This is a genomic window from Paenibacillus sp. FSL H8-0034 (genome assembly GCF_038000305.1).
Taxonomy (GTDB): Bacteria; Bacillota; Bacilli; order Paenibacillales; family NBRC-103111; genus Paenibacillus_S.
In genome coordinates this window covers 5091821-5110647 of sequence record NZ_JBBOBS010000001.1, presented here as the reverse complement: position 1 = coordinate 5110647, position 18827 = coordinate 5091821, and the positions used below count along the sequence as shown (strand labels likewise).

Sequence of the window (18827 nt, the reverse complement as noted above, 5' to 3'; positions counted from 1 at the left end):
CAAGCAGGATGACAGCCTGATTTTCAAAATTGAATCGTTGAAGCAATATCAGCTGAACATCTATCATGAGTTCCAGGGGAAACGCAAGCTGCTGGGATCTCAAACGATGGATTGGTTCGGTACAACGGAATAGTTTATTATCAAACATGAATATGGTAAAATGATTATAGAACAGAGGCGGCGACCACGCTACTCCTTAGGCATCCCCAAGCTATGAAGCTGTGGATGCCTTCACTTTTACGACAAAAAAGCGTAAATTGGTTGTTAAATACAAAATTATAATGTAGAAATATGGAGGAATGAATATGAGTCAGTGGAGAGAAATTGATAGTCAGGAAGAGTGGAACCAATTATTTGAAGGTTCATCGGAAAAGCCTGTAGTTGTGCTTAAGCACAGTACGACCTGCCCGGTAAGTGCTAATGCCCTGCAAGAGTTTGAAAACTATTTGAACAAACAACCGAACGAACAGGTTGATTATGTGCTTGTCAAGGTAATTGAATCCCGTCCGGTTTCTAACCAAATTGCCGAGGATACAGGTGTCAAACATGCTTCTCCGCAAATTTTGTATGTTAAAGATAAAGAGTCAGTATGGAACACTTCACACTGGGCTGTAACCGAGGCGCACATCACAGCAGTTCTTAATTAAGCTTGTCCGGGAGGATCGATCTTTTGAGTATACAACCGCATTCTTTTTTCTCCGGGGCGTTGTACGCTCGGAAGTCATGCTTCGTTTATGTGCCGGCGGGATATGAGCAGTCGGAACAGCGATATCCAGTTATTTATTTACTGCATGGTATGCACGGAAGTGAGTCCAGTTGGATGCTCAAAGGGAATGCCGAGCAAACGCTGGATCAACTGATGAACAACGGCGAACTCATTCCAAGTATTGTTGTTATGCCGAGTGACGGCGGTTATGGTCAAGGAACTTTTTATATGGATTGGTATGATGGAACAGGTAACTTCGAGCAATATTTTGTTTATGATCTGGTTCCTGAAATTGACAGGCACTACCGAACGATTAACAGCGGCGATCAACGGGTGCTATGCGGCTTATCGATGGGCGGATTTGGGGCTGTATCGCTTGCCTTGCGGCATCCTGAACGGTTTGGAGCAGCAGCAAGCCTATCAGGTGGGTTGGTATCGAGTCAGCATTTGTTAGACCAATTTGCCCGTTCCGATGTCAGTCGGATGATCGGACCTCTCCATGGACCTTATGCGGAGTCGTATGACCCGCAGCTGGTCGCCAATTTACGAATGAAGGATGGTCGACGTCCCGCCTTGTATATGAATTGTGGGACCAGTGATTATTTGTACACGATGAATCAGGATTTTCATCAGCATCTCAAGACTATTGGCTACACGCACACGTACGAGCAGTTTGAAGGCGAGCACAATTGGGCATATTGGAAGGAGCATCTGCCGGATGCTCTACGTTTTGTACAATCCTATTTAACCCATTAAGCCACAAGACCAGAGTCCGCAAGTAGCAGCAGTGACCGGGATTATCAACACTTTAATGAAAAGTGCTTGTATCCGTGTTACGCTTCAGTTACTGGGACTCCGGTCTTTTTTAATTTATTGACATTCAGCAGGAATTTTGGTCCTTTGGAGCCATTTGTTATATAATGAGTAACACATATCAATCGAAGGTGGGGAAACCACGGATGAAAATTGCCATAGCAGGCAGTTCGGGATTTATTGGTCAGCATTTGACCCAATATTTCCTTGAACGTAAATATTCACTGATCTTGATTTCTCGCAAAAAACTCACCTCTACCAATCCTTTAATTCGACATGCTACATGGTCGGAATTAAAAAATGATATTAAAGTTATGACAGGTACAGATGTGATCGTGAATTTAGCGGGCGAATCGATCAATCAGCGTTGGACTGATGAAGCAAAGGAAAGAATTCTGAACTCCAGACTTGACGCTGTTGCGCAAATTGCCAATATTGTAGAGCGGATGGAGCAAAAGCCGTCGGTCGTTATCAACGCTTCAGGCATATCGATTTATGGAACCTCGGAACGTGGAAGCTTTGTGGAGCACAGTGACCCGAATGTAGAGGACTTTCTTTCAGGTGTTGTTGAGAAGTGGGAAGCCGCGATGGATGAGATCCGCAATACAAGAATCGTCAAGCTGCGATTGGGTATTGTACTGGGCCTCGATGGTGGCGCTTTCCCCAAGCTGTTAACACCATATAAGCTTGGCATCGGGGGGCGGGTTGGCAGCGGCAAGCAGATTATTTCATGGATTCATATCGACGATTTATGCCGGCTTATTGATTTCTGTATCGAAAATGAAGATATTATTGAACAAATTAACGCGACTTCTCCGCAGGCTGTGACGAATGACGAAATGGGTAAAGCGATAGCCAAAGCGCTGCGCACCCGGCATTGGTTTCCAGTTCCTGCTTTTATGATGAAGCTTATGTTTGGGGAGATGTCAGTTCTGCTGCTTAAGGGTCAGCGAGCTATACCTCTGCTGGCGATTGACTATGATTTTTCGTATCTATATCCTACGATCGACATGGCTTGTGCCAATCTTTTGAAAAAGCAATCGTAAAAAGACAATGGAGGTAACAAAATGATTCAATTCGGCTCTTTGGATTATGCAGAATTGCGGTTTCAGCAGATGCGGGCAACGGTCGAAATTCGCGATAAGCAGTGGATCGATGTGGAGCTGCATTTGGAGTTGGAAGAGGGTATGGCGCTGCCGGACGATTTTACGGAACTGACAGCATTGATATTTTGTACATATGCAGGGGAAATTGCGCAAATTGTGCCACAGGATGAAGGGCGAGACTGTGAATACCAATTCACGGCTGATGAGAAGGAACAGCTTATCCATTATTATGAACAGAACGTCAAACCGAAGCTGTTGTCGATGGTAAGCTAGACAGGAGGGACGGTCACTTCGGATGCGAAAACTTGTATTTTTCTTAGGTCCTGCCGGGGCCGGTAAAACAACCATCGCGAAAGCCTTGGCCAAACGGTCCCGTGCGGCTATATTTGATATGGACACCTTATTGCGGCCAGCAGCCGTAGCACTAATGAAGCTTGCCGGTCAAGACCCGGAGGATCGGGATTCAATAACCTATAAGACATTGTGCCGCGATCTAGGCTATCGGATAACGATGGATGCCGCACTGGAAAATGTGGCGCTTGGATCGGATGCTTTTGTGATCGGTCCCTTTACGAAGGAGACTGAAAGCGAGGAGTGGTTGGTCAACGAGCTGGAAGCCATAGGTGCTTCTGTTGCTGATGTCGCAGTGAAAGTGGTTTTTGTTCATCTGGCTGACCAAACGAGCTATTATGAGCGTATTCAGGAAAGAGGCTCATCGCTTGATGACTGGAAGCTGACAAATTGGGATGAATTCAGCCGAACGCTTATTGTCCGAGACATTAAATGGGATATCCCAGCCTCTTCCGTTCTTTATGTTGATAACTCGGCTCCCTTAACCGACGACAGGATAACATCAGTTGCAAGGTTTATATACGATGACTCAGAGCTTGATGTGAAGTGAAAATAAGAAATCAAGAGCAGCAGACAAACAATCCCCACCAAGCCAAGAATGATACAAGGCTGAATGGGGATTGTTTAATTGGATCAGGGAGATTCCGGGTTCTGCTTCTTTTGCATCGCGGCTTTTAGTGCCTCTTCCAGACTGGAGCCTACAGCGACGTTATCGCTAAATTGGTTGATCAACTGGGCGCTGTTTCTTTTGGCGGCTTTACCGCCTGCACGCGGCTCATCACTCAGCATCTCGATGACGTTGCAATGACGGCATTGTGCATATTTACCGGCTTTTCCCGTGTGAATTTCCATTTTCTTATGGCATTGCATACAACGTTTATTGGACAGCATAGGTTCGCCAGCCCGCTTATAGCCGCACTCCCTGTCGATACAGACGAGCAGCTTGCCACGTTTGCTCTTGATCTCCTGCAAGTTTTTACCGCAATCCGGACATTTGGAATGAGTAAGATTATGCGGCTTGTATTCGATTGTACTTTGTTTGACGGCTTGAACCATAGCTGTTGTTTGCTCACGGATAGCTTTCAGAAAGGTTTTCATGCTGCCCGTTCCTTTGGCGATATGTTCAAGCTCCAGCTCCCACTTGGCAGTCAGCTCCGGTGAACGCAGTGAGGGTACGACCAGCTCGATTAATTGCGCACCCTTGCCGGTTGGCTGAAGCACATTCATTTTCCGCTCGATCGTATCGGTGGATAGCAGCTTTTCAATAATATCGGCCCGGGTCGCAGGCGTTCCCAATTTATGCTTTTCCATAACGGACAGCAGGGAAGCTTCGGTATATCGGGAAGGGGGCTTGGTAGCATGCTTTTCCAAAGTACAGCGATGATCCGGGATGACTTGACCTGATTGCAATTTAGGTAATGACTGTGAGCCTCCTGAATCTTCATCCCGGATTTCCTCATCTTCCTGCTCGGACGAGATTAGCTCCTGCCCGTAGACACTTTTCCATCCGGGCTCCTTCGTGACGCGTCCCTTGGCATAAAAGCTCTCACCGCCTATATCGATGGTGACAGCCGTTTCATCATAACGATATGCAGGATAAAATAAGGCGATAAAGCGCCGCGCGATCAGATCATACAATCGACGTTCATCATGGCTTAAAATATGAAGCAGCGGCGTTTGCTCCGTGGGAATGATGGCATGGTGATCGGATACTTTACTGTCATCTGCGATCCGCTTGGTTATGTTCAGAGGCTTGTTAAGCAGTGGTCTGACAAGTCCTGCATAGGTTTGTATACAAATGGCATCCAAGCGCCCCTTCAGAGTCGGAACCATATCCGATGTCAAATATCTGGAGTCCGTTCGCGGATAGGTGACCAGCTTGTACTGCTCATATAAACGCTGCAGCAGATTTGAAGTTTGCTTGGCTGAAAATCCGTATTTACGATTGGCGTCCCGCTGCAGCTCGGTCAGATCGTAGGCTAGCGGATGAGGCTCTGACTTTTCGGTCATTTTCAATTGACTAACCTTCGCCTGAGCACCTTTAACCTGATTTAATAACGTATCTGCTGCGGCCTTGTCGAACAAACGGCCATCCGGATTGTGCTTGCCTCTCCACATTGCCTGAAAACCACCCAGCTGTGTCCTGAGCAGCCAGTAATCCTTGGATTGAAACGCACGTATTTCATTTTCTCTTTCCATCAGCATCGATAGGGTAGGAGTCTGTACACGTCCGGCAGCCAGCTGTGCATTGTATTTGCAGGTAAGTGCCCGTGTAATATTGAGTCCTATCAACCAATCCGCTTCTGCACGGCATACTGCCGATTGATACAGGTTGTCGTAGTCACGACCCGGCTTCAGCTTGGCAAAACCATCGAGAATCGCTTTATCGGTTTGCGAGGAAATCCACAAGCGTTGAAAAGGCTTGCGCCAGTGAATCTCTTCCATAATCCAACGGGCTACCAGCTCGCCTTCGCGTCCAGCGTCGGTAGCTATAATAAGCTGGTTAAGATCGTTACGCTTGGCTAATTGAGCAATAGCGCGAAACTGAGGTGTCGTTTCCTTAATGACCTTAAGCTTCATCCGTTCAGGCAGCAGCGGCAGCTGATCGAGCTCCCAAGCTTTATATTTGGAATCATAATCCTCCGGTTCAGCCAAGGTTACGAGATGACCCAATGCCCAGGTCACGACATACTTAGGTCCCTCCATATAATGCTTTTGTTTCTGGGTACAGCCGAGAACACGCGCGATTTCTTTGGCGACGCTCGGTTTTTCTGCAAGTACAAGTGATTTCATAACAAGCTCCTCCGTAAATCTGTGTAGTCATAGTCGTGTGTTAATTTGATCATACAATAATTTGTATCATTATGCAGCTATCTTGGCTTGCTTGCAAGTGTTGGTTCAACAGAGAGCCGTCCTATAGGAGTGAGTTTATCCCGTTTGAGACAATAACCGGTTAGTTCTTCCAATACAGCTCCCGGTATTCTGTAGGTGTCATACCTTCCTGCTCCAGGAATCGTTTGTTGAAATAGCTTGTGCTGGGGTAACCTGCATCGAATGAGATTTGGCGTATGGTCATTTCCTTTTTCTCCAGCAGCCACTGCTTGGCTTTTTGCAAACGGCACAGCGTCACGTAAGTCATTGGGGTCATCTGGGTAACCTTACGAAAAAGCTTGCAAAAGTAATAGGTGCTGACGCCAGCCTGCTCAGACCAATAATCAAGCTCAAACGGCTTGCACGCCTCCTGTTGGATGCGAGGGAGCAGCTGTAAAATCAACTCGGAGGTCGCCGCAGTTCTTTGTGTCGACAAAGGCACAGCTTGATTGACGAATTCGGCAATTACCGCATAAGTGAGCGTCGAGAGTCGAGTCATTTCAAACAGTGTACTGATCTCCGCCTCAAGAAGCAGTTCATCAAGAGCACGCTCAAGCGGCTTCACCTGACGAACTGTCCACAAATGGGATTGGTGCAGCCCCCGTTCCAGCAAATAGTCGCTAAGCCTGGAGCCATAAAAGTGAACCCAACGAATTTCCCACGGATCCTCCTGAGAGGAATAATAGCGCTGCCGCTGAAGCGGAAAATAAAGAAAAGCATCGCCAGCGGTCAGCATATGTTTCTCATAGGCAGTTTCGACGTAGCCTTTGCCGCTAATAATGAGATGGATACTGAAATTGTTCAGTGCGCCTTCCTGGCGGTCCACAGTATGGAAAGGGTCCTGCTGGTACCAGCCAACGGATTCCGGTAAACAAAAATAAACATGCTCTGACAATGTCGGAAGAATTCGCTGTTTTTTCATAAGTAGAGCCTTTCTGGAGAGCAATATAGTTTTAGATATGTGCAAAAAGCTTCTATTTTCATTTTAATAAGCATTCAATATAATAGCAATATAGTCTTACTAACATAAATGGTTGAGGAGATGGATTGTACATGTCGCAAAAAAAATTGCGCTGGGGAGTACTCGGATGCGCAGGTATTGCCAAGAGAGCTGTTATTCCGGGAATTCAGCAATCGCAAACCGGAGAAGTCGCTGCAATCGCAAGCCGTAACGAAGACAATGCGAGGAAAACAGCGGAACAATTTCAAATTCCAACAGCGTATGGCAGTTATGAAGCACTGTTAAATGATGAAACTTTGGATGCCATTTACATACCGCTTCCAAATCACCTGCATAAGGAGTGGACGATCAAAGCTGCTCAGGCGGGTAAACATGTATTATGTGAAAAGCCGATTGCACTGGATGCCACAGAAGCCGCGGAGATGGTAGCCGCTTGTGAGCAGGCAGGTGTGAAGCTGGTAGAGGCATTTATGCATCGTCACCATCCGCGTTACGCGATGATCAAAGAAATTATACAATCCGGTGAAATCGGTGAAATTCGGGGTCTCCATGGTGTTTTTACATTCAATAGCTCCAAGAACACGGGCAATGTAAGATTCAATCAGGAAATGGGCGGCGGTTCGCTGTATGATGTAGGCGTATATCCGATCAGTACAGCTCGTATGGTATTGGGGCAAGAGCCTGAGGCTGCTACTGTACACGCTTTCTTTTCACCAGACCACGACAATGTCGATATGATGGCATCAGGCATTTTGGAGTTTCCTAACAGTGTCGCCTTAACCTTCGATTGCGGCATGTGGGCGGCTGGACGTAATGTGTTTGAAATCCTTGGTACAGAAGGCCGTATCGAAGTGCCAAGCGCCTATGTGACCCGTGGAAATGCGGACGATCATTTTATTGTTACAGTGGGCGGTCAGCGCAGGGAAGTTGAAGTACCTTATGTCAATCAATATGCACTGCAGGCGGATGATCTGGGGCGCAGCATTCTGGATGGAACACCACTTCGATATGAGTCGTCTGATGCTGTATTAAATATGCGTGTGATCGACGCCTGCCTGAAATCGGCAAGAGAGCGTGCGCGTGTCGTACTCTAAATCCAATTGAGAGGAATATAAAACGATGAAAACTATAGCAATTGCTGGATTGGAAAAGCCGGTTACGAACTTGATCCAAGGCTCTGATTTTTTTACTCATGAGGTTTATGATAAAGTGTGCAGCGTGCTTGATAATTATTTGGAAATCGGTGGAAATACGATCGATACTGCTTTTATTTACCGCGGTGGACAAAGTGAAGAAACCATTGGCCGCTGGATGACAGAGCGTAATAATCGCGATCAGGTCGTGATATTGACGAAAGGTGCTCACCATAATGCCGATGGTCCCCGCGTGACTCCACAGGCGATTGCTGCGGATTTGAAAATAAGCCTGGACAGACTGCAAACAAGCTACACCGATTTGTATGCCTTGCACCGTGATGATACGAATATTCCGGTTAAGGTCATTATCGATGCGTTGAATGAGCATATCCAGGCAGGACGAATTCTCGCTATTGGCGCTTCCAACTGGACCCATCAACGTCTGCAGGAAGCTAACGATTATGCAACAGCCAATGGATTGGTCGGTTTTTCCTTTAGCAGCCCCAATCTTAGTCTTGCCAAGCCAAATGAGCCACGTTGGGCAGGATGCGTTTCAGCGGATGTGCTGGATTGTGCGTGGCATGAAAAGACCCAATTGCCGTTATTGTCATGGTCTTCACAGGCAGGCGGATTTTTTACTGGAAATTTTGCACCCGACAAATTGGACAATGCCGAAATGGTTCGCGTATATTACAGCGCTGCGAATTGGGAGCGTCTACGTCGTGCTGCTGAATTGGCTGAACAAAAAGGCTTTAGCACGATTCAGATTTCACTGGCTTATGTGTTGAATCAAAAGTTCCCTACAGCTGCGTTGATCGGAGCACAGAACCAGGTTGAGCTGGAGTCTTGCGTGGAAGGTGCGCAGATTGAGTTAACAGAGGACGAAGTACACTGGCTGGAAAACATATAAGCAGCGAGCACAAAATGAATTGTGTGCAATAGCTTCGACATACAAGTGCTGAGCCTATAAACGGGCAGCACGCACTTTCATAACTTATGCCATCGTAACTCCTGTAGCAGAAAAAACTGCTGCTGGAGCTGCGGTGGCATTTTTGCATGTTAATAGAATTCAAGCTGCTGCTAGAGGTTCCATAATCATTAGTAAGTATGACAATAAGTGTCATAGATATATGATATAATCAGAGAAAAATGTCATCGGTGGTGGTGAGTGAGTGGCCAAGTCCAAACGTGTGATTGAGCTTATGATAGCCATTAATCAACGTAAGAAATTTACGGCGCGTGAGCTGGCGGATGAGTTCGAGGTGTCCATCAGGACGATTATGCGTGATTTGCAAGTATTAAGTGAGCTTGGTGTTCCGCTCTATACGGAGTACGGACCTCATGGCGGGTATCGGGTGCTGAGGGAACGTCAGCTTCCGCCGATCACGTTTTCCGAGCAGGAGGCGGTGGCGATCTTTTTTGCCTATCAATCGCTGCAGCATTATGGAGCTTTGCCATTCGCAGAGGAGTCCATCACAGCTCTGAATAAATTTTATTATTATTTACCCGACGATACCAAAAGCAAAATTGATAAAATGAAGCAGAGGGTCGTATTTTGGACACCCAAACGTCAGGCTCCAACTCCATATTTGCAATCTTTGCTTGATGCCGCGTTACAGCAGCAGCCCATGCTAATCTTGTACGATTCCAAGGAGGGAGCCAATCAGCGTACCATTCAACCCATCGGGGTGTATTCCTATAATGGGTATTGGTATTGTCCGGGCTATTGCTTCTGGAAGGAGCGTTATTTGCTGTTTCGGATTGATCGTGTGCTATCGGCAGAGGCGGCAGCTGACGGACACAGAACGGTAGATTTGAGTGGATATTCCATTATGGATTGGTTTAAACCACCTGAGGAACAACCTGTTATAACTGATGAGCATATTCAGATTGAAGCCGTCTTAACAAGCGATGGTGTACGCAGGTGTCAGTGGGAGGCGTGGAACCATACAGATATGGAGGTACATGAAGATGGAACAGGTACTGTGCGAATGTGTATCAGACCTAACGAGGTTGATTATTTTGCCTCCTATTTTCTCGGATTTGGGCCAGAGGTTAAAGTGAACCAGCCTGCACAATTGGTAGAGCTCATGCAAACCTTGGTAGCCAGGATGGCGCAATTGTATGCGCCATCCAAATAAACTCAGCTCCTGTTATTGACTCACGACAGGGATATAAATATCAAATTCGTTATCCGCTCTTTCATTGCCCGTGTAGCGGCTGTCATAGTATTCGAATTCGGGAGCCTGTGCACGCACATAGGTTTCATTATTGGCAAGCCATTCAGAGATTACTTTATAGGTCGCACCCAAATCGGAGATAGGACCGGTATGAGTGAAAATCGCGTATGTTTGCGGTTTAAGGAATATTTTACACATCGATTCAGGTACGGGGGTATCCAGTTGTGCTTCCGCAAGTACTGCGGCTGTCACATATTCGAAAGGGCTGCCTGGTTGTACATCATAGCAGACGCCTATCGTTACGGCATGTTGACCTTGAATTTCGCCGATCCGACTCATAAACAAGCTCCACTGATTAACGATCGATGGAATACCCCCTTCACTATAGACATGGGTTTGACGCAGGCCAATGGCATGATAAGCGGGCTTACTCTCAATAACAGGATTTAATGATGGCTTAAATGTGGGCTGCATAATGCAACATCCTCTCTTAAATTAGATAATGAACTGACTCTTAAAAGTTGTTCATGTTTTGCTTTACGACTTTACAATAACATTCAAGCAGGACAGTTCTTGTCATAGTCTTTTGCGATTTTTATACTTTTTAACTGTTTTTATGTATAGGAGCACTCACAATCGTATGCTATGATGAAGCATACATTGTGGAAGCGTTTGCATGATAGTGTTCGAAATGTTTAGGAGGGATTCATATGCAAGAAAGTCCTTTAACCGTTCTGGTGGTAGATGATGAGCTGCCGCTTCGTGAAGAGCTGCGACTATTTCCTTGGTCTTCCTGCCATGCAGAGCTCGTTGGGGAAGCTGAAAATGGGGAAGAGGCTTTGGAGCTATGCCGCAAGCTGGTGCCTGATGTGGTGATTACCGATATCACCATGCCCATGATGGATGGAATCGAGTTGTTCCGGTCCTTAAAAAAAGAATTTCCGTTGACGCAGGTCATTTTACTTACTTGTCATAGTGATTTTGAATATGCGCGTGATGCCTTGCGGCTGGGGGCGCTTGAATATTTAATTAAGGTTTCTTTGCTCGATTCCGATCTGGAGCAAGCCTTGGACAAGGCACGGACTACCATTCAGCGAGAGCACAATCACAAGCGAAGTGAGCTCGATAAGCAGCGTTGGCAGCTGGTCAAAATCTGGAATCGATATGCAAACGATCAGCTATCCATAGCTTCAGTACCTGTGGAGGTTATGGATGAGCTAAGGCACGTTTTGAAGGAGTGGCAGCTGCATGTCCCGATACACTTTACGAGGCTGCATATTCATGCCAAAGCAGAGGATGAGATGTATGTGCATCATGAGCTGCAAGTGATATTCAGTGAGTGGGAGCAGAGCTCGAAAGTATTGAGCCGTTGGGTGCAGCTCGATAAATCTGACTATGTGATTTTCAATACTCGGTCAATTGAACATGCACTGTCAAGACGTGAGCAGGCTGGATGGATGATGAATGGCTTGCAAACTGCTCTGGAGCAGCGATTGTCGTTTTTGAGCGAGGCAGTCCGTCTGTATGCGACCTTAAGCGAGGAAGTCCCTAATGAATCTGTGATGTTCCAAGCACTGCGGCAAACAGCGATTGCTCCTGAAGCACCTTTTTATGACCATTCGGGAACCATTTATGACCATACGCTGCTGCCTAAGCCAGTCGCAGGTTCCATGGAGGATCAGATCAAACAAGTATACACGGAGCAATTCCGCTTGGCATTAGCAAAGTCTCAGGAACATCTGGCCCGGTATATCCGAGAAGAGTTTACAGTCTGGGCTTGCTCCAAACGGCCCAATCCTGATGAGTTAAAAGTATGGCTGCTGTCCAAACATAAAGAGTTGTTCAAGGATGGCGTCTATATGGCAGAGGATAAAAGCAGGCAGAGGCTGAGTGAGGCGAGGACACTAACAGAGCTGACTACAGCCTTCACTCGCGAGCTGGAGGCGGTTGTAGGGTTGAAGAGCAAATGCCGTAAGGAGGTACAGCATGCCAAGCAACTGATTGCCGAGCAGCTGATGGAGCCGATTACCCTCACCTCAATCGCGGAGTCTGTTGGACTTAGCTCGTATTATCTGAGTCGATTGTTCCGCGAGGAGGTTGGAGAATCCTTTAATGAATATGTGACGAGCTTACGGATGGATAAAGCGATCCATTTGCTGCAAACGACGAATATGAAGGTGTATGAGGTTGCGGAGCAGGTTGGGATACCGAGCTACCGATATTTTTCGGTATTATTTCGTAATCGAACTGGCGTAGCCCCGACAGATTTTAAGAAAAGCTATTAATCCATGTAACAATCATAGAAAAAAAGGGGGAGCAGTATGCTAAGCCGGGTCAACCATTGGATGAGAAGCCGCAGCATGGTTTTCAAGCATTTTCTGTTTCTTTTTGCGGGAACGTTGGTGCTGTTCGGTTTGTTGGCATGGAACAACCTGAAAGATGCCGAGCAGCTATTTCGTAAGCAGGTGCTCTCCGATGCTGCAGTCATTAACGATCGTACCAATTTGTATTTAGACGCTTATTTGGACAATGTGCAAAATATTTTGCTGTTGCTATCGACGCGTGACGATCTTCTGGACGAGGGAATGGAGGAAGAAGCGGTTAAGGTGCTGCGTAAATACGCGGAGAAGAATAGCACACTCTACAAAACCTTGTATATGGTACGCGCTGATGGCAAAGCGATGTCCAATACTCAGGTTTTTCTTGACATTATCGGCAATCCGAATCTGGCTAAGCTGTATGAGATGTCCAAGTCAAGCTACGGCGTTATGATTACCGAGCCCTATCAATCGCCTTTATCAGGAAAGACGGTAGCGTTTGTGCTGCCGATCAGCTCCAAGAACGACGATGCAATCAAAGGGATAGCGGTTGTCGAAATTGATCTGGTTCGCCTGACCAATATGCTCGCACAGTTCATGAATACACGCAACCAAACCTTCTCGATTGTAACGAACAAGGGTAACGTCATTAATACTTTCGATACAACCTGGCCGCTGGATTACTATAAGCTGCTGCCTTATAACACAAGTGTATTTCCACCTGAGCTGAATCAGCACTTTGTTAACGAGATTCAAGAGCTGCCGATCGGCATTACCGAAATTCAAGGCTCGACAAACAAGCTGATTGCAGTGAAATCGGGGATGAATAAGCTGGGCTGGTATTTTATTGCTTTTATTGAGGACAGTTATTTTTACCAAAATATTATTATTCTATATGACAATTACAAAACGGCTGCGGTAATTTGGGTACTGATCCTGCTAATCAGCTCCTATATGATGAGTCGTTATATCACCTATCCGGTTCGTACTTTGGTAGCCAAGATGGACAGGGTGCGCGATATGGAGGTGCTGCCTTCGATCTCTATGACCCGGGAGGACGAAATCGGCAAGCTGGCCAAGAGCTATAATGCCATGATGGAGCGGATTCATAACCTGCTTGTGGAAACGAAGGAAATGGAGATGCGCAAAAATCAGTATGAGCTGAAAATGCTGCAAAGCCAGATTGCCCCGCATTTTTTGTATAACACGTTAGCTTGTATAAGCAGTTTGGCCAAGCAGCAAAAGATCGAGGCTGTGCGTGAAACGATTCGCGCGCTTGTCGGTTTGTTGTCGTTCAGCTTTGATAAGAGTGGGGAATTCGTGACACTGGAGGAGGAGCTTGAGGGCCTGCGGATGTACGCCTATATTCAAACTGTACGCTATGGAGAGAAGTTTGTGTTGACTATTGACGCTGCACCAGAGACGCTTACCTGCAGAATTCTCAAGCTGACGCTTCAGCCATTGGTCGAAAATGCGATATTCCACGGTTTGGCCCCTCAGAAGGTCCAGGGCCACATTCATATACGAACCTGCATACGCCGCAAAAAGCTTTGTGTCGTTATTCGCGATAATGGGCTGGGTATGGACTCCGAGCAGCTCAGCAGCATTTTCAGTGAGCGCCGGAAAGCACCCAGCAAGCATCGGTTTACAGGGATTGGGATCATGAATGTCCAGGAGCGAATCCGGCTGCACTTTGGCACTGAATTCGGATTGCGGATAGCGAGCAGGCCCCAGGTAGGGACCTTGATTCGCATAGAGCTTCCGAATGTGTCACAGGAATAAAAGCGTTTGCAAGAATTCGAACACTTTCGCACGATCACTGTATATTTCCTAAAGAAAGCGCTTGCTATAATACAACTATAGAAAGAGTGCTGCTAGAGCCTGGAACCACGCTCTAGCAGCAAATGAAGCTTTCAGGGGGATGTCATTATGGATCAGTTGACCGTGGGGAATGTGGCTGATGCCAAATCAAAGCAGGCCAAGGGCAGGCTGCTGGGCAAGAACATTTGGGCTTTTCGCGCCTTTTATATGATGCTGCTGCCAGGTGTGCTGTACTATATTTGTTTCCGATATGTACCGATGTATGGCGTTATTATTGCATTCAAGGATTTTAATTTATTGGAGGGGATTGTAAGCAGCCCGTGGGCAGATCCCTGGTACAAGCATTTTCAAATCTTTTTCAATTCACCGTATTTCACGCAGCTGATGGTCAATACCTCATTGATCTCGCTTTACAAGCTTGTATTCGGTATGGTTCCACCGATCCTGCTGGCATTGATGCTGAATGAATGCCGTGTCAAATGGTTCAAAACGATCATTCAAACGCTGACCTATATGCCTCATTTTCTGTCCTGGGTGATCATATACGGGATTCTGATTGCATTGCTATCACAAAACTCCGGGTTGTTTAACCGTTGGCTTGAAGAAAGTGGCGCACATTCCATCGGATTTATGACCTCACTTGATTACTTCCGTGCTATTCTTGTTGGTTCGGAAATATGGAAGGATCTGGGATGGGGGGCGATTATTTATTTGGCGGCTATGACGGCTATCGATCCTACGCTATATGAGGCTGCCCGTGTAGACGGCTCGGGACGCTTGCGGATGATATGGCATATTACACTTCCAGGTATTCGTAATGTCATTGTGCTGCTGCTCATTCTGAAGCTGGGTCATATTATGGATGCGGGCTTCGATCAAATTTATATTTTGTATAACATTCAAGTATATCAAGTCGCCGATATTCTCGATACCTGGGTATTCCGTACTGGTCTGCAGCAGTTGAATTTCAGTCTCGGGGCAGCCGTGGGCCTGTTTAAATCAGCGATTGGACTTGTTCTGGTCATGGGAGCCAATCATTTATCGAAGAAATGGGGTGATGGCATATGGTAAAAAGCATGGAGGATCGTTTCATCAACGGAATCGTTTTTGTGATACTGGGCTTGGCGGGGTTGGCGGCGATTTTCCCGCTGATGTATGTCGTAACCGTATCGATCACACCGTTCACCGAGGTATTAAAAAATGGCGGCTTCATTCTGATCCCCAAGTCGATCACATTCAGCGCTTATCATAAGCTGTTCACTGAATCCAATATTCCCAATGCCTTTTGGGTAACGGTATTGATTACTGTGATTGGAACGATCGTCAATCTGATCTTGACAGCTTTAATGGCATATCCGCTCAGCCGTAAGGCGCTTCCGGGGCGAAATCTGTTTTTAATGATGGTTGTATTCACGATGCTGTTCAGTGGCGGGATAATTCCTACGTATCTGATTGTGAAATCGCTGGGTTTGATCGATTCGATTTGGTCGATGATTCTTCCTAATGCAGTATGGAGCTTTAATGTGCTTATTATGAAAAGCTTTTTTGAAAACCTGCCGGAGGAGCTGTTCGAATCGGCCCGAATGGATGGTGCCAAGGAATTCAGAATTCTCATGCAGATTGTGATTCCACTGTCGGTACCTTCATTGTTGACGATAGGATTATTTTATATGGTTGGGCATTGGAATGAATTTTTCCAGGCCGTCATGTATGTAACCGATCGTACGTTGTTCCCGCTGCAAGTCGTCATCCGGGAAATACTGATGCTTACTCAGCAACCGATGGAAAATGCCGAGAACATGATGCCGACCGAAACGATTCAGATGGCTTCAGTTGTGATGGCGAGCTTGCCGATTATTATTATTTATCCCTTTATTCAAAAGCATTTCACGAACGGGATGCTGCTCGGCTCTGTGAAAGGTTGAACGACGGTTCGTCCGCTCCGGACTGCAGCTGGGGCCGCTACCGCTTCAATATAGATGCATTACAGATCCATACAGGTCATCAACCATGAAAGAAAGAAGGGGTTAGTCTATGAGCCAAAAGAAAACAATGGTCGTTTCGCTGGCGTTCCTGATGATGGGTGGAACCCTATTATCGGGCTGCGGAGGCGGTGCGGCCAAACCGGAAGCGGCTGCTCCCAAAAATGAATCAGCACCGACACCCGCAGCAGCACCAGCAACTGCTCCAGCAGCAAGTGCCAAGAAGATCAAAATTGACATCATAGAAACAGGAAATGGTCTACCTTCACCGGATCAGGATATTATTAAACAAGAGATTGATAAGGCTATAAACACAGACTTGAATTTGACCGTATACGCTTCGGGGGATGATTACAAAAATCAGCTGAATGTGCGTATGGCCTCAGCCAACTTTCCCGACTTGTTCGCTGTGGATCGTCAGCAGCTGAAGCAATTTTCGGAGCAAGGTCTGCTGCTCGATCTGACCCCATACATGGATAAGCTCAAGCCCGTTAAGGATTTTATTGGTGAAGAAAGCTTGAAGAAGGGGACGATGAACGGCAAGGTATTTGCTGTCGCCAAAACGCCGACTATTCCCTATGATACGTACTTTATCCGCAAGGATTGGCTCGATAAGCTGGGCATGCAGGTGCCGAAAACGACTGATGAGTTGCTGGAAGTAGCGAAAGCTTTTGCGGATAAGGACCCTGACGGCAATGGGAAAAAGGACACCTTCGGTATTACCGGCGGCAAATTGTCGGCTTTCAACACCGTATTTGGTGCTTATGGGATCGGATATTCAGCTAACACTCCAAGTCTTTATGTGAAGGATAACAAGCTGATTAATGCGCTGTATGATCCGAGCATGAAGGATGCGCTTGGTTTTATCAAAAAACTGACGGATGCGGGTGCGGTTGATCCCGAATTGCTGGCGAACAGTGGTTTGCAGCATCAGCAGAAAGCTATCAAGGGACAGGCGGGCATCATTTATATCGATTGGCCGAATATGACCAAGGATCAATTCGTAGAACAGATCAAAGCTGTCAATGCCAATGCCAATTGGGTGCAAATGGATGCAGTTAAAGGACCAGGCGGGCAAAATGCAAGCTCTTGGGATATTGGGGTTACAGCCGGATTATACGCAATTCCCAAATCACTGGAGAAAAATCCGGAAAAGCTGCAAAGGGTGTTTGACTTGCTGAATTATGTTTCCGGTAAAGAAGGCTCTCCGCTCGTTCAGTATGGGGTGAAAGGCAAGCATTATAATCTGGAGGGAACCAAAGTCGTAGCCAATGATTTGATGGGTAAGGAAGGCGGATATTTCTGGCTGTATCAGTTTACCGGCCGTCCTGAGATGGATTACCTGCAGGTCAAGTTTGCCAAACAAACACCTTTCATTGAGTTTGCCAACAAGCAGCCGCGTATCCAGGCTCTGAATGGTTTTGTTGATATCCCTGCTGGCTATAACGCTGCGGATGCGGGTCGCTATATTGAGGAGGAGCTATCGAAATTTATATATGGCAAACGTCCTCTCACTGAGTACGACAGCTTCCTTAAGACTTTGGAAACTTCAATGAATTATAAAGCATACATGGATGCTGCACAAAAGCAGCTAAAGGAATTGGGTTATTTGAAGTAGCTGTACAAACAGCTTTTGACTGTCGATGGGTCTGGGAGGTTAACCTCCCTTATCTTTATCCTCATCATTTACACGAGTAAATTTTAAAACAAACCCTAAGGAGTGTTAAAACATGGACACAACGCAATCTGCCAAAACCACACAATGGAACCTACCCGAGCTGATGAAGCAATTTGATGAGCAGGGGTATCTGCTGCTCCCTAACGTGATTTCACAGGAAAAGGTCGATCGCCTGAACGCAGCTATTGACGAAGTCGTTTCCAAGGAGCCGGATACGCTGGCTTATAACATATACAATAGCGTGGAGCGTCATGAAGAAATTGCTTCACTAATCGATGAACCGTCGATATTGCCCTTGATCGTGAATCTGCTGGGCTATAACATTCAATTGCACATTTCTCATCTGACGATCCGCAAGCCGAACCCTAATAACGCAGCCACAGAAACGCACAGCTTTATTAATTGGCATCAGGATGGTCCCCACCCACAGTTCCCACGGATCCATGGGATTACACCGACGTATTATATCAAAACCTGCTACATTCTGAGCGACATGTCAGCGCCGAATCGCGGCAATACGAAGATTATTCCCGGCTCACACAACCGACCGTACCAGCCGGATACACACAATGTAACGGATGATTTGCCCGGAGAAATACAGGTATGCGGCAAGCCTGGAGATGTGTTCGTGTTTGCCCAAAATTTGTGGCATGCAGGAGCACCCAATCATTCAGAGTTTACGCGAAGACAGCTGTTTCTGGGATACAGTCCAATCTGGATGCGTCCAATCGATTATCGGACAGCAACCGCAGAACAATTAAAGGATGCCAGCCCTATTCGCAAGCAGCTGCTTGGTGTCATTGATGAAAATCCATTTAAAAATTACGTTCCGTCGGAATCTATGGTACCATTGAAGCAATTGTATATGGGTGATGCTGGTAGAGGCGGATATGCCCATTAGGGA

17 protein-coding genes are annotated in these 18827 nt (G+C 46.5%); 14 read left to right on the top strand and 3 right to left on the bottom strand.

The genetic code is table 11. The features are described 5' to 3' along the window. The first annotated feature begins 305 nt into the window (after positions 1 to 305). The 5 genes from ytxJ to NST47_RS23035 all read left to right on the top strand — a co-directional run bounded on the left by ytxJ (position 306) and on the right by NST47_RS23035 (position 3526). The gene (gene ytxJ / locus NST47_RS23055) at positions 306 to 647 is read left to right on the top strand and encodes a bacillithiol system redox-active protein YtxJ (RefSeq protein ID WP_076228579.1); all 342 of its coding nucleotides are present in this window, start codon (positions 306 to 308) and stop codon (positions 645 to 647) included. Positions 648 to 670: 23 nt separating this feature from the next. Further along, on the top strand, positions 671 to 1462 hold the full coding sequence (locus NST47_RS23050; protein ID WP_341157232.1) for an alpha/beta hydrolase: 792 nt from the start codon (positions 671 to 673) through the stop codon (positions 1460 to 1462). Between the two features lie 203 nt (positions 1463 to 1665). After that, on the top strand, positions 1666 to 2565 hold the full coding sequence (locus NST47_RS23045; protein ID WP_341157231.1) for a TIGR01777 family oxidoreductase: 900 nt from the start codon (positions 1666 to 1668) through the stop codon (positions 2563 to 2565). Positions 2566 to 2586: 21 nt separating this feature from the next. Next, positions 2587 to 2898, top strand: a complete 312-nt coding sequence (locus NST47_RS23040) for a hypothetical protein (RefSeq protein WP_341157230.1) — start codon at positions 2587 to 2589, stop codon at positions 2896 to 2898. A gap of 22 nt (positions 2899 to 2920) precedes the next feature. After that, a complete protein-coding gene (locus NST47_RS23035) occupies positions 2921 to 3526 on the top strand; it encodes an AAA family ATPase (protein ID WP_341157229.1) in 606 nt (201 codons plus the stop codon). Between the two features lie 83 nt (positions 3527 to 3609). On the opposite strand, the gene NST47_RS23030 is transcribed toward NST47_RS23035, so the two are convergent. Together NST47_RS23030 and NST47_RS23025 are read right to left on the bottom strand one after the other, a co-directional pair. Then, positions 3610 to 5769, bottom strand: coding sequence for a DNA topoisomerase III (locus NST47_RS23030; protein ID WP_341157228.1), 2160 nt, complete (start codon positions 5767 to 5769; stop codon positions 3610 to 3612). Between the two features lie 160 nt (positions 5770 to 5929). Then, the gene (locus NST47_RS23025) at positions 5930 to 6769 is read right to left on the bottom strand and encodes a helix-turn-helix domain-containing protein (protein ID WP_341157227.1); all 840 of its coding nucleotides are present in this window, start codon (positions 6767 to 6769) and stop codon (positions 5930 to 5932) included. Positions 6770 to 6900: 131 nt separating this feature from the next. Here NST47_RS23025 and NST47_RS23020 point away from each other — a divergent pair, with 131 nt between their 5' ends. The 3 genes from NST47_RS23020 (at position 6901) to NST47_RS23010 (ending at position 10085) form a co-directional block, all read left to right on the top strand. Beyond that, on the top strand, positions 6901 to 7902 hold the full coding sequence (locus NST47_RS23020; protein ID WP_341157226.1) for a Gfo/Idh/MocA family protein: 1002 nt from the start codon (positions 6901 to 6903) through the stop codon (positions 7900 to 7902). A 25-nt stretch (positions 7903 to 7927) separates the two neighbouring features. Beyond that, positions 7928 to 8854 (top strand): aldo/keto reductase, encoded by a 927-nt coding sequence (locus tag NST47_RS23015; RefSeq protein ID WP_341157225.1) that lies wholly within the window; start codon positions 7928 to 7930, stop codon positions 8852 to 8854. A gap of 262 nt (positions 8855 to 9116) precedes the next feature. Then, positions 9117 to 10085 (top strand): helix-turn-helix transcriptional regulator, encoded by a 969-nt coding sequence (locus tag NST47_RS23010; protein WP_341157224.1) that lies wholly within the window; start codon positions 9117 to 9119, stop codon positions 10083 to 10085. A 12-nt stretch (positions 10086 to 10097) separates the two neighbouring features. Here NST47_RS23010 and NST47_RS23005 read toward each other — a convergent pair whose 3' ends face one another. Next, positions 10098 to 10598, bottom strand: coding sequence for a GyrI-like domain-containing protein (locus NST47_RS23005; protein WP_341157223.1), 501 nt, complete (start codon positions 10596 to 10598; stop codon positions 10098 to 10100). 236 nt (positions 10599 to 10834) lie between these two features. On the opposite strand from NST47_RS23005, the gene NST47_RS23000 reads away from it, so the two are divergent. The 6 genes from NST47_RS23000 to NST47_RS22975 all read left to right on the top strand — a co-directional run bounded on the left by NST47_RS23000 (position 10835) and on the right by NST47_RS22975 (position 18824). Beyond that, complete coding sequence (locus NST47_RS23000; RefSeq protein ID WP_341157222.1) at positions 10835 to 12409, top strand: response regulator transcription factor; 1575 nt, start codon at positions 10835 to 10837, stop codon at positions 12407 to 12409. Between the two features lie 36 nt (positions 12410 to 12445). After that, a complete protein-coding gene (locus tag NST47_RS22995; protein ID WP_341157221.1) occupies positions 12446 to 14224 on the top strand; it encodes a cache domain-containing sensor histidine kinase in 1779 nt (592 codons plus the stop codon). Between the two features lie 147 nt (positions 14225 to 14371). Beyond that, positions 14372 to 15334, top strand: coding sequence for an ABC transporter permease (locus tag NST47_RS22990; RefSeq protein WP_341157220.1), 963 nt, complete (start codon positions 14372 to 14374; stop codon positions 15332 to 15334). Then, positions 15328 to 16188: a carbohydrate ABC transporter permease gene (locus NST47_RS22985; RefSeq protein ID WP_341157219.1), complete on the top strand. Its 861-nt coding sequence runs from the start codon at positions 15328 to 15330 to the stop codon at positions 16186 to 16188. The genes NST47_RS22990 and NST47_RS22985 overlap by 7 nt, the downstream gene beginning before the upstream one ends. Before the next feature lie 109 nt (positions 16189 to 16297). Then, positions 16298 to 17863, top strand: coding sequence for an extracellular solute-binding protein (locus tag NST47_RS22980; RefSeq protein ID WP_341157218.1), 1566 nt, complete (start codon positions 16298 to 16300; stop codon positions 17861 to 17863). Positions 17864 to 17975: 112 nt separating this feature from the next. Next, positions 17976 to 18824, top strand: coding sequence for a phytanoyl-CoA dioxygenase family protein (locus NST47_RS22975; RefSeq protein WP_341157217.1), 849 nt, complete (start codon positions 17976 to 17978; stop codon positions 18822 to 18824). The last annotated feature ends 3 nt before the right edge of the window (positions 18825 to 18827 follow it).